This window comes from Mucilaginibacter sp. KACC 22773, from assembly GCF_028736215.1.
GTDB lineage: Bacteria > Bacteroidota > Bacteroidia > Sphingobacteriales > Sphingobacteriaceae > Mucilaginibacter.
The window spans coordinates 2,318,184-2,331,077 of record NZ_CP117883.1; the positions used below are offsets into that span (position 1 = coordinate 2,318,184).

Annotated in this window: 7 protein-coding genes; 6 read left to right on the forward strand and 1 reads right to left on the reverse strand. The window is 42.3% G+C overall.

What is annotated here, in order from left to right:
- The first annotated feature begins 22 nt into the window (after positions 1–22).
- Complete coding sequence (locus PQ469_RS09940; RefSeq protein WP_274212822.1) at positions 23–2,362, forward strand: beta-galactosidase; 2,340 nt, start codon at positions 23–25, stop codon at positions 2,360–2,362.
- A gap of 149 nt (positions 2,363–2,511) precedes the next feature.
- On the opposite strand, the gene PQ469_RS09945 is transcribed toward PQ469_RS09940, so the two are convergent.
- Entirely contained in the window at positions 2,512–2,775 is a 264-nt protein-coding gene (locus PQ469_RS09945; protein ID WP_274212823.1) for a hypothetical protein, read from the reverse strand.
- A 307-nt stretch (positions 2,776–3,082) separates the two neighbouring features.
- Between PQ469_RS09945 and PQ469_RS09950 the strand changes: the two genes are divergently transcribed.
- The 5 genes from PQ469_RS09950 (at position 3,083) to PQ469_RS09970 (ending at position 12,854) form a co-directional block, all read left to right on the forward strand.
- A complete protein-coding gene (locus tag PQ469_RS09950) occupies positions 3,083–4,759 on the forward strand; it encodes a hypothetical protein (protein ID WP_274212824.1) in 1,677 nt (558 codons plus the stop codon).
- Between the two features lie 29 nt (positions 4,760–4,788).
- Positions 4,789–5,001 carry a hypothetical protein gene (locus tag PQ469_RS09955; protein WP_274212825.1) on the forward strand — a complete coding sequence of 71 codons (213 nt, stop codon included), beginning with the start codon at positions 4,789–4,791 and terminating at the stop codon, positions 4,999–5,001.
- A 418-nt stretch (positions 5,002–5,419) separates the two neighbouring features.
- Positions 5,420–7,567 (forward strand): DUF5703 domain-containing protein, encoded by a 2,148-nt coding sequence (locus PQ469_RS09960; protein WP_274212826.1) that lies wholly within the window; start codon positions 5,420–5,422, stop codon positions 7,565–7,567.
- Between the two features lie 386 nt (positions 7,568–7,953).
- Positions 7,954–10,503 carry a Kelch repeat-containing protein gene (locus PQ469_RS09965; protein WP_274212827.1) on the forward strand — a complete coding sequence of 850 codons (2,550 nt, stop codon included), beginning with the start codon at positions 7,954–7,956 and terminating at the stop codon, positions 10,501–10,503.
- A 104-nt stretch (positions 10,504–10,607) separates the two neighbouring features.
- Complete coding sequence (locus tag PQ469_RS09970) at positions 10,608–12,854, forward strand: GH92 family glycosyl hydrolase (RefSeq protein WP_274212828.1); 2,247 nt, start codon at positions 10,608–10,610, stop codon at positions 12,852–12,854.
- Positions 12,855–12,894: the final 40 nt, after the last annotated feature.

A 12,894-nucleotide genomic window follows, 5' to 3' on the forward strand; every position in this document is an offset into this window, starting at 1 on the left:
GATTTTAAAATTGTTTTTTTTAATGAAGAAAAGTATTGTTTGGTTACTCTTATTATTAGCCGGATTGAGTTCCCGATCCGCCTTTGGTCAGCAGGAAATTAACGAGCCGTTTAAAATTGGCACGGAGTCATTTATATTGAACGGTAAGCCATTTGTTATTCGTTGTGGCGAGATGCATTACGCGCGTATACCCAGGGCGTATTGGAGGCACCGGCTAAAAATGGCGAAAGCTGTTGGCTTAAACGCGGTATGCGCTTACCTGTTTTGGAACTTCCAGGAAACAGAGTCAGGGAAGTTTACCTGGGAAGGGCAGGCTGATGCAGCCGAGTTTTGTAAAATAGCGCAGGAAGAAGGCTTATATGTTTTACTGCGCCCCGGCCCATATTCATGTGCCGAGTGGGAATTTGGTGGCCTGCCCTGGTGGCTGTTAAAAAAGAAAAACATTCAATTACGTACCCAGGACCCTTACTACATGGAACATTGCCGCCGATATTTAAAAGAAGTTGGCCGTGTGTTAAGCCCCTTGCAAATAACAAAGGGTGGCCCCATACTAATGGTACAGGTTGAAAACGAATATGGAAGTTACGGCACGGATAAGGAATACATTTTAAAAATAAGGGACTATTTAAAGGAGGCAGGCTTTACCGTTCCCTTGTTTACCTGCGATGGCACCGTTCAGTTGAAAAACGATGTTCAGAGAGATATTTTTGCCGTGGTGAATTTTGGCAATAATCCCGAAGCCGGTTTTAAAGCCTTACGCCAGGTACAGCCCACCGGTCCGCTGATGTGCGGCGAATATTACCCGGGCTGGTTTGACAGCTGGGGTGCGCCGCACCATACAGGCTCAAATGATCATCTTATCAAAGAAATTGGCTGGATGCTTGATCATAAGGCGTCTTTTAGCATTTATATGATCCATGGCGGCACATCATTCGGCTTATGGGCAGGCGCAAACTGTCAGCCTTATGCCCCCGAAACATCGAGTTATGATTATGATGCGCCTATAAGCGAAAATGGCTCTGCAACTGCAAAATATGATGAGTTGCGTAACACGCTTAAAAAGTATCTTCAGCCAGGCGAGGTATTGACGGACGTGCCCGCCGCGTTACCGACACAAAAAATACAGCCTTTTAATCTTAGCATGGTAGCCCCAATAATGAGTCAGCTGGGAAAACCTGTATTAAGTGATACCACACTTTTTATGGAAGATTTGAACCAGGGTTACGGAATGATGGTTTATGAAACAACATTGCCGGCTGGCCCGAAAAGTAAACTGGATTTTACCGAAGTACATGATTATGCAGAAGTTTTTATTGATGATAAACTTATTGGTGTACTAAACCGGGTAAAAAATGACCATGTTATTGAAATTCCGGCAATCACTAAGGGTGCCAGGCTCCAGGTTTTTGTAGAAGCCATGGGGCGGGTTAATTACGGTTATTACCTGCACGACCGTAAGGGCTTGCAAGGCGAAGTTTATAACATAACAGGGGGGCAAAAAGTGATGTTAAAGGGCTGGAAACATTATTCCATTCCGTTGGGCGAAGGCAATCCGGCATTTAAATATAAGCCAATTAATGCCGTAGCTAAGTTGAATGAGCCCTCGTTTTACAAAGGCTACTTTAATGTAAAAAGCAAGGATGATTTTTATTTGGATATGCGCTGGTTTAAAAAAGGTGTTACCTGGATAAACGGGCATTGCCTGGGCCGGTACTGGAACATTGGGCCAACCCAAACCATGTATGTACCCGGAGTATGGCTAAATAATGGGAAAAATGAAGTAGTGGTATTGGATATGCACCGGCCATCTGCTGCCCGCCTGCAAGGTTTGGATAAACCAATATTGGATAGTCTTACAGAAATAAAAGCTGTGAGCAGCAATCATCGTAAAGCCGGGCAACAGTTCGGAAATAATTTGAATAGCTTGTTATATTCGGGAGTAATGGAAAATTCTACTAAATGGCAAACATTTACGTTTCCCATAAAAAGCGGTCGTTATATTGCCCTGGAAGCTTTAAACAACTTTGTGGGCGACCAGTTTACCTCATTGGCCGAGCTTGAATTGCTGGATGAGAACGGAAATCAAATACCCCGCGGCTTGTGGAAAGTAGTGTATGCCGATAGCGAGGAACTGAAAGGCGAAGACGGCAAATCAGAAAACGTGTTCGACCTACAGTACACCAGTATCTGGCATACCCAATGGAAGGATAATGCCACCAAACACCCGCACCAGGTTGTTATAGACCTGGGAGGTAAAACAACCATAAGTGGTATTAAAATGCTACCGCGGCAGGATATGGAAACCGGAAGGATTAAAGATTTTAAACTTTATTTGGCCGATAAACTTTTTAATGGTTTATAATGTCAATTTTAAGGCATCGTTACTCGTTGCCAGATAGTGATCATAAGGTCGCTTTATTTCACCGGCTATATGTCTGTGACCGAACTTTCGGGTTATTACGTAAGACAATTATCTTTTTCCATCTTTCTGGGTAGTAAGGTATCCTTTCGTCAGAATTCATAACTGATTCCGCCCTGGAATATAAATGAATTCTGACGATAATACACGTTGGCTACCCGGTTATTGAGTTTGCCGAACCCTTCGAAGGGCACTTTTTGATCCATATTAAATGTTTCCAGTCTTTGCGAAAAAGTATGACCGGCAATCAGGTTCAATTTCCATCGCTGGCTAAGTTTAAAGTCATAGATGAGTCCCGCACTATTTTGCCGCAAATGTATGTATTGATCTTTGTCATCCCCATTAAGCCGGTACATGCTGCCATTTAGTGATGCGGTAATTCCCTGCCAAAATAAGGTCTTCTTAGTTGCGGAGCATATCCCGATGCTCTAAATTTCGCCGGGTTACCAGTCGTGCTTTTCGAATTTGCACGTTAAGCAATAATTAAGCTTTTATTAATTACCTCCGCTTTACTTTATAAGCAATCAATTATCCATGTGAAAATTTCACAAATCTACTAAACAAATTAATCTGCATCTATGAAAAGGAAACTCTTTGTACCCCCATAGCTGGTACGCAAGTCCGTCGTTTAACCAATTATTAAATTTTTAACACCAATTATTTATGAATTTCAAAAAGACCAATCTTATCTTGATGGCGGCTTGCACGGCTGTCATCATCAGTTGTTCCAAGAACAAACTTAGTCCCCCTTCTACAACTTCGGATGGGAAGATACCCAAGCTCAAAACTACGGCTTCTTCCGTCGGCGATGTTGTTGGCAAAGTAATCGTAGGCTACCAGGGCTGGTTCGCAGCGCCCGGCGACGGCTCGCCCCTTAATACCTGGTGGCATTATGCCTCGGGCGACCCTTTTGGTGTCCCCACGCCAACTAATGCCAGTATTATATCCTGGCCCGATGTTCGTGAATATACCAGCACCTACACGGCATCCAACTTTGGCAACCTGGGCAATGGCCAGCCCGCCAAATTGTTCTCATCGTTTAATGATCAAACAGTAAATACCCATTTTTTATGGATGCAACAAAACAATATTGATGGAGCGGCCTTACAACGATTTAACCCCAACGGACAGGAAGGGCCAATCCGCGATGCTATTACTGCTAAAGTTAAAACGGCAGCCGAGACCTATGGCCGTAAATTTTACATTATGTATGATGTGGGCGGGTGGACAAACATGCAATCTGAAATTAAAACAGATTGGACCAACAAAATGGCCGCCTATACCTCATCATCGGCTTACGCTAAACAAAATGGCAAGCCCGTTGTGTGTATATGGGGTTTCGGTTTTAATGATAATAATCACCCCTGGTCGGCAGCCGTATGTCTTGATGTTATTAACTGGTTTAAAGCCCAGGGTTGTTATATAATTGGCGGCGTACCTGCTCACTGGCGCGATACAAATAGCACCGAGGTAAGGCCCGACTTTTTAGCAACTTATAATGCACTGAACATGATCTCGCCCTGGATGATTGGGAAGATTTCAAATACCTCGGAAGCCGATGGTTTCTACACCGACCATAATGTTGGGGACCAGGCTTATTGTAACGCTAACGGTATTGATTACCAGCCATGTGTTTTGCCGGGAGATTTGCAAAAACACCAAAGAGTACACGGTGATTTTATGTGGAGGCAATTTTATAACATGGTAAGACTGGGCGCCCAGGGTATTTATATTTCCATGTTTGATGAATATAATGAGGGTAACCAGATTGCCAAAACTACCGAGACGTCGGCCTACACACCCGCTGGTTTGGGCTTTTTCTCGTTGGATGAAGATGGTACAGCCTGTTCTGCAGATTATTATTTGCGCCTTACAGGCGATGGTGGCAGGATGCTGAAAGGCCAGATTGGGCTTACATCCACGCGCCCTACGCTACCGGTTGTATTGGGCAGTGTTCCTGCGCCAATAGGGCAAACAATTACCATTAAGGGAAATAATAACCTTTATGTAAGCAGCGAAAACGGTACCCAGGCGATGAATTGCAACCGTGCTACCGCCCAGGGCTGGGAGCAGTTTACCATTGTTGATGCCGGGGGAGGTAAGGTAGCCCTGATGAGCCAGGGTAAATATGTATCTTCTGAAAATGGTACCCAGGCAATAAATTGCAACCGAACGTCGATTGGGGCATGGGAACAATTTGATTGGGTAAACAATGGGAATGGCACATTTTCGCTAAGAGGAAACAACGCCAAATTTGTTTCGAGCGAAAACGGTACGCAGGCCATGACCTGTAATCGCACCGCTGCCCAGACTTATGAATCGTTTCGGGTAAATCAATAATCAACCAGATCGGGATTAAACTTTTTGAAATGGCCGGCTTATTAATAGCCGGTCATTTTAATGGTAGCCTATCTGTTTTTCAACTGACCAGCATTTTTCGCTTTATAATTGTTGATCTTTTACTTTCCGGAATAGGTGGTTGGTGGAATCGTATTATCCACACAAGCAAACTATATTTGGATATGTGCAGTTTCTCCGTTTTGAATAATGTAGGTACGCTTGTTTATCCCTTTATACAATAAAATATAACCTTAAATACGTTTTTGCTGTTAACCTCTTTTAGGTTTGTAATTATTTCCTACTGCAATAAAAAACTATGAAGGGGTTCGAAAATTGAACATTAATTTTCTTGTGGATATCAACGATCATCGGAGAAAATGGAAACTATAAGACAGCCAAATAGATGCGATCCGTATGGCATACAATATTTAAGCAACCGGCTAACGGTAACCTTTATTGTTAATGCTTTTTTAATAATTTATTAAGTTATACAGCTTTATTTGTATTTACATTTAATGAGCTCTTTCCGTGTTAGGAGAAAATTGGAGAGTATCGGTGTTTATTTTTAACCTAAATAATTCCGGTAATTGTATACATCCTGCGCAAAGCTGGTTATGCAAGCTAAATTGTTTCCTCAATTGATCATCTGCCAAATAAAAAATGAAAAAGAACACCTTATTGATTATCACAATCTTGTTTTTGATAATAGTTTCTCCTGTTTTTGCCAAACCAGGAGCTGCGGTTGATACTTTGCTTGATAAATATAACGTGAGCTGGAATTCCCCGGGCCCGGGTTCGGCACAATCGATGCCTTTGGGAAATGGGGATATTGGACTTAACGTTTGGGTTGAGAAAAACGGCGACCTGGTTTTCTACATCAGTAAAACGGATGCATGGGGAGGCGAACCGGATACCCAAAAAGATGAGTGGATGAAACAGGGGGGCGTGCTGATGAAGCTGGGGGCCATCAGGGTTTCTATAAGCCCTGATCCATTAGCTAATAGTCCGGTTTTTAAACAGGTGCTTAAATTAAAAACAGGCGAAATCCTGATACAGGAAGGCGACGGCACATCTCTTGTAACCTTGCGGGTTTGGGTTGATGCCAATAACCCGGTAATAAGGGTAGAAACTCAAAGTGTTAAACCTGCAACTATAAAGGTAAAACTTGAAAGCTGGCGCGCGGGTTTAACGGATACCATCTTAAATAATCAAAGGAAACGCATAGCCTGGTATCATCATAACTCATCAACTGCTGACCCTCATTTGGCCAACCTTACCTTTGGGGCAATTATTAAAGGTAAAGGGTTGGAGAATATGGATAACCTAACCTTACAGTCGGGTAAAAAGGTTAAATCACAACTAATCTCTATCTATCCCCTAACATCGGTTTCGGCCAGTGGAGACCGGTGGCTGTCTGGTCTCGAAAGGAAAGTAAACCAGATTGAAAAGCTAAAACTTGAACAAACACGACTAACCCATCAGCAATGGTGGCAGCAATTTTGGCAGCGTAGCTGGGTATTTGTACATGGCGATGAACAGGCAAGTAATGTTACCCAGGGTTATGTTTTGCAACGCTTTGTTACCGCATGCGCGGGTAGGGGGGCTTATCCCATAAAATTTAATGGATCTATTTTCGTGGCAGATAATCCGGCTAAAAATGAGAATGCCGATTTTCGTGCCTGGGGCGGCCAGTATTGGTTTCAAAACACCAGGGCCATGTACTGGCCAAGGCTTATGGCCGGCGATTTTGATATGATGCAGCCTTTGTTCAGGATGTACGCCAGTATTTTGCCGGCTAATGCCGCGCAGGTTCAGCAATATTACCATCATGGTGGGGCTTATTTTGCAGAAACCGCACCTTTTTGGGGCGGCTTGGATTTTATGGGACCTGATGTTAAAGCCAATTATACCAATCATTACTTTACGCCCATATTGGAATTAAGCATGATGATGCTTGATTACTATGAATATACAGGTGATACCGCATTTGTTAAGAAAACCTTATTACCAGTTGCCACTGCCGGGCTACAATTTTTTGATCAGCATTTTGGCCGCGATAGTACGGGGAAATTGTTGCTTGATCCGGATAACGCAATAGAAATGTTTTGGAAGGTGCACAATCCGGCACCTGATATTGCCGGCCTGCAAGCTGTACTTAGCCGTATGATAAAATTACCTGGCGGTATGGTAGATGAAAAGACTCTTTCGCAATGGGAAAAACTCTATGACGAGCTGCCGCCACTGCCAATATCAAATAATAACAACAAAAAGGTATTGCTGCCTTACACGGGGCCTCAAACGGCAAAATCATTTAACAGTGAAAATCCAGAATTATATGCAATATACCCGTTTCGTATTTATGGCTTAGGAAAGCCGGATCTGGATGTAGCTGTAAATACGTTTAATGCACGCAAACAGCGCTCAAAAGGTTGCTGGGTGCAAGATCCTATACAGGCAGCCATGTTAGGCCAGGCCGATGTGGCCAAAGGATATGTGAGTTTTGCCCTTACACGTAAAGACCCAACCCTTAAGTTTCCGGCATTTTGGGATAAGGGTAATGATTATACGCCTGATGAAGATAACGGAGGTAACGGCGAAAACGGATTGCAGCAAATGTTAATGCTGGTTAACGGCAAAAAGATAATGCTTTTACCTGCCTGGCCTGCCGGCTGGGATGCCGATTTTAAACTAAATGCACCATATAACACAACTGTAGAGGGGAGGGTTGAAAATGGAAAGCTGATTAACTTGAAAGTTAGCCCTGAAAGCCGAATGGCCGATGTAACTGATCTGACTAAACAAGAATAAAAAAAGGAAAAAATTTATTGTAAGCCTAATTTTAGTTTTATGCCTAACCACACAGGTAAGCTACAATTAAAGTAACCTGCATAGCTGCAAATATATAAGCCCGGTTTTAAACATTATCCTTATATCCGGGCAAATTCCACGCCTAATGTCGAAAAATAGATGTTAAATTAGTATTGTTATTTGTTAAATTTATGCCAGTTATCTGGCTCAAATTTCAATGACATTATAGCCTTATATAAAGTTATATTCCTTGAATCTGTATGGTTTTTATTGTAATTTAGCCGGTACATCACATGTAACCTAATAATACTGCATGTTTTTATAACCTGAATTATAAACTATACGCCGGGTACATAAGTTTTAATGCTTAATGTGTACTTACCAACATGAGATTTTTTTTATCGGGAACTATAACGGTTATTCTATTAAATATCCTATTTGTATTGCCAGTTAATGCGCAATCGTATGGGCTTGGGTTTTATAGCCACGAAGTGGTGCAGGATAAGCGTACTACTTTAGATTTAAGCCTGAGTAATGTCTCCCCAAAAGAAAACCTGGAAATTTCATTCGACTTGTCTTTCATGCCCAATCATGAAATATATTTTGGTTATATATTGAGGATTGTTGACGATAATAAACAAAACATCGATTTAGTTTATGATAACCAGGCCAACACCCGGCATTTTAAGATCATCATCGGCGACCGGCTTTCAAAAATCTCGTTTAATATTGACGATAAGATGCTGTTTGAGCGTTGGAACAAATTGCGCTTACTGATTGATTATAAGAATGATAGGATCATTATATTCTCCGGGCGGGAATCATTTTCTGAGTCGGGTGTTCACCTGAAGCAAAGTCGAAATTACAAACTACTTTTTGGTGCCAATGCTTACCGCCAATATCAAACAACCGATCTTCCGCCGTTAAAATTAAGGGATGTTAATGTAACACAAAGCGGTACGCTGTTGGCCAACTGGCCACTTAACGAATGGGAGGGTTGTGTTGCCAATGAAAGCGTGAACCAAAACAACGGAACAATAACAAACCCCTTATGGATAAAAGCCCGCCATCGTAATTGGCAAATAGAAAAAGAGTTTACGGTGCCTGGCGATGCCAGCGTTGCTTTTGACGGAGCTAATGAAGTTGTTAACATAATCTCGCAAGATTCATTAGTTACATTTTCGGTGAATAAAACGCCGCAGTTAAAAAGTACGGCTTACAATTCGGGCAGGCAATTGCTGGTGCCCGGCGATCAGGCGCTGTTTGGTAATGACAAACTATATTATTTGTATATCGATCAGATGGCCGTTGCTACCTATGATTTTAAAACCGGACGGTGGAACAAAGGTTTCAAAAGCCTTGCAACCAATAATGGGCATCTGAATAAGTTTTACAATAAAAAGGATAGTTGCATTTATACCATTGGCGGCTACGGCCAGCTGATATATAAGGATAGCGTGAAATGTTACAACGTAGTTACCAATAGCTGGCAAAAAGTAACAGTGAAAGGCGATACCTTTACCCCCCGTTACCTGGCGGGCCTGGGCGTCAATAAAACCGGCGATACCGCTTATGTAATAGGCGGGTACGGCAGTGCTTCGGGGCAGCAGATAGTGAACCCGCGCAATTTGTACGATATGATGCGGTTTTCGGTTAAGGACAAATCCTTTAAAAAGCTGTTTACTATCGATGTTAAAGGTGAAGATTTTGTATTTGCAAACTCTTTGGTCATCAACGAAAAAAGCAGGTCGTACTATGGACTCATTTTTCCCCAGCACAAATTTAATTCAAGCATTCAGCTTATCCAGGGATCGTTGGATAAGGCAAGCTATCATTTGGTAGGTGATACTATCCCTTTTCTTTTTCATGATATTCACTCTTATGCCGATTTGGGTTATTTTCCACACAGCGGTAAGTTTTTGGCTATAACGCTTTTCAGGGAAAACGATCGGACAAGAATCAAGATATATTCTCTGTTAAGCCCACCCGAGCCGTTGGCAGATAAAGTGGTTGAGATCAGCCACGTCAATTATTTCTTATGGATAGGCGGCGTATGCGCTGCTGGTTTAGTGTTAACTTTGGCTACTGTCATTGTCCGTCGGCGTAAAAAAGGAATCATCCCGGTACAGTCTAAAATAGTTAACGATTTACCGGTAGTTGCTCGCCACACCGAACCGGAATTAGTAGAAGAAGATGATCATACGCGTACCGGTAACAGTAATGCCATATTTTTATTTGGCGACCTTCAGCTTTTTACGCCTGATGGGAACGAGATAACCAAATATTTCACGCCTTTATTAAAAGAGTTGTTCCTGGTTATATTGCTGTACTCGGTTAAATTGGATAGGGGGGTGAGCTCGGAAAAATTGAACGAAATCCTTTGGTTTGATAAATCGGAAAAAAGCGCCCGTAACAACCGTTCGGTAAATATTGCAAAACTTAAATCGCTGCTGGATAAAATGGGGCATTGCCATTTATCAAAGGATACCGGTTATTGGAAGATAGAGATTGATTATACCAATATATTGGTTGATTATCACAATTACCTGAATATCGTGTGCAACAAAACCAGGTTGAACAAGCAAAGAATAATCCAGCTTACTCATATCACCCAAAGAGGTAATTTTTTATCGAACATTGAATATGAATGGCTTGATGCTTTTAAATCCGAAGTATCCAACGAGATCATCGATTCCTACATACAATTTGCAAACAGTATTGAAATTGCCGACGACCCCGAGTTTTTAATCAAACTGGCCAATGATATTTTCTACTTCGACCCTGTAAACGAGGAAGCCATGATATTGAAATGTAAAGCTCTTGCGCACATTGGCAAACACTCGCTGGCAAAAAACACTTTTGAGAGTTTTAATAAAGAGTACAAAGTGATTTATGGCGAAGCTTTTGACCGCGATTTCAATTCGATTTTGGAATAAATCTGTTACAAAAGCTATTTTCTTGCCCCATTAATCAATTATTAATAGTTCATTAAGTTTTATGGGCAATTTTGACACTGTAAACCAAATATAAATTTTCTGAGATGGTTAATCATTTTTCCCGATTGTTAAAGTCGGTTCCGGTATTTGCGTTATTGAGCATTACACACCCTGGTACAAGTTATGCGCAAAGCGCCGATGGTAATTTAGAATACATTGACCCACGCATTGGCAATGTGGGCCAACTTTTGGAGCCCACCCGGCCTACCATGCACCTGCCCAACCAAATGATTAGGATGTACCCTAAACGGGCCGATTATATTGACGACCAGATATCAAGTTTTCCGCTCAATATGGTTTCGCACAGGCTGGGCGAGGTTTTTGCCATAAAGCCCGATGATAAACCGCTCACCGCCGACTCATGGAACGAGCAAATGCCTTATGATCATGATCTGGAAATAACGCGGCCGTGGTATTATTCAACTTACCTTATTGATAAGGAGATTACCGTGCTGTTTACCCCAGGAAAAAAAGCAGGTATATACAGGTTCTCCTTTCCTGCTAAAACTGCAGCTAAAAGCATCCTTTTTAACGTATATAACGAAGGGCCATCCAGCTGGAATTTTGCCGGCAACAATGAGGTAACCGGCACAGAAACCTATCATGATGATATTAAAGTATATGTTTATGGGCAGTTTAGTGCAAAAGGAACGGCCGGGGTAATTAAGGATGGTGTTTTAACCAAACAAACATCAATAGAAGGTAAGGATGCCCGGTCATTTATTACATTTTCAGGTGATGCTCCGGATAATATTGAATTTAAATACGCTATATCTTACGTAAGCGCACAGCAGGCAAGGCAGAATTTTAAAGATGAATTTACCGGGGTTGACTTTGCGACTTTAATGGCAGCTGCTAAAAATGCGTGGGCAAAAGTAGTGAACCAGGTACAGGTTGAAGGGGGGGCAGTAGCCCAGCGCCGGTCGTTTTATACTGCCCTGTACCGCAGTAATGAGCGCATGGTTGATATTAATGAGGATGGGCATTATTACAGCGGCTACGATAAAAAAGTGCACGACAGCAACCGGCCTTTTTATGTAGATGATTGGGTATGGGATACTTATTTGGCACTACACCCGCTCAGGTCGATCCTGAACCCTGCCATGGAATCGGATATGCTGAACTCCTATGTGAATATGTACCAGCAAAGTGGCTGGATGCCTACCTTCCCGGTTTTATTTGGCGATAACCCCTGTATGAATGGTTTCCACTCTACAGTGATGTTCCTGGACGATTATCGCAAAGGGATCCGTGGATTTGATGTGGAAAAAGCATATGAAGGTATACTGAAAAATGCAACCCAGGCCACCATGCTGCCCTGGGAGAACGGCCCCAAATGCGAGCTGGATGATTTCTATTTTAACAAAGGTTATTTCCCCGCCCTGCAAAAAGGCGAAAAAGAAACAGTAAGCCTTGTGCATTCATTCGAGAAAAGACAAGCTGTTGCGGTTACATTGGGTGGCAGCTATGACGATTGGGCGGTTGGTGAGTTGGCTACGGAGCTGAAGAAGACAAACGATCAATCGATATTTGCAAAGCGGGCATCTAACTATAAAAACCTATGGAACGGCGATAAAAAGATGTTTATTCCAAAGGATAAGGACGGCAACTGGATAAATATCGACCCTAAATTTGATGGTGGCCTGGGTGGCCGTGATTTTTATGATGAAAATAACGGCTGGACTTACCTTTGGCAGGTACAACATGATATACCCGGATTGATCGGTTTAATGGGTGGCAAAGCTAATTTTGAGGCGAAGCTGGATCGAACATTTCGCGAAAGCCTTGATCGCAGTAAGTACCAGTTCTGGGCTAAATTTCCGGATGCTACTGGTTTGGTTGGCCAGTATTCAATGGGCAACGAGCCAAGTTTCCATATACCATATCTATATAATTACGTAGGTGCCCCCTGGAAAACACAGAAACGGATCCGTTTCCTGCTTGATGTATGGTATAAGGATAACATTTTCGGTATCCCAGGCGACGAGGATGGTGGCGGAATGTCGGCCTTTGTGGTGTTCTCATCTATGGGCTTTTATCCAATTACACCCGGCAAGCCTGTATATACTATTGGTAGCCCTGTGTTTAGTAAGGTTACTATCAGTTTACCAAACGGAAAGAAGTTTAAAGTGATAGCCAATAATTGCTCGGTGATCAATAAATATATCCAAAGCGCAAGGTTTAACGGCGAAGTTTTAAATAAGCCATGGTTTACTCATGAACAACTAATCTCCGGCGGCACGCTCGAACTGGAAATGGGGCCAAAACCAAATAAAGACTGGGGTATTTGATGTTATAAGTAAAAACATTCCCCTAAAGCCCTGTCATGCT

Excerpts from the sequence above, each read along its gene's own strand:
- PQ469_RS09940 (WP_274212822.1), top strand. The coding sequence starts at position 23 with ATGAAGAAAAGTATTGTTTGGTTACTCTTATTATTAGCCGGATTGAGT.
- PQ469_RS09945 (WP_274212823.1), bottom strand. The coding sequence starts at position 2,775 with ATGTACCGGCTTAATGGGGATGACAAAGATCAATACATACATTTGCGG.
- PQ469_RS09950 (WP_274212824.1), top strand. The coding sequence starts at position 3,083 with ATGAATTTCAAAAAGACCAATCTTATCTTGATGGCGGCTTGCACGGCT.
- PQ469_RS09955 (WP_274212825.1), top strand. The coding sequence starts at position 4,789 with ATGGCCGGCTTATTAATAGCCGGTCATTTTAATGGTAGCCTATCTGTT.
- PQ469_RS09960 (WP_274212826.1), top strand. The coding sequence starts at position 5,420 with ATGAAAAAGAACACCTTATTGATTATCACAATCTTGTTTTTGATAATA.
- PQ469_RS09965 (WP_274212827.1), top strand. The coding sequence starts at position 7,954 with ATGAGATTTTTTTTATCGGGAACTATAACGGTTATTCTATTAAATATC.
- PQ469_RS09970 (WP_274212828.1), top strand. The coding sequence starts at position 10,608 with ATGGTTAATCATTTTTCCCGATTGTTAAAGTCGGTTCCGGTATTTGCG.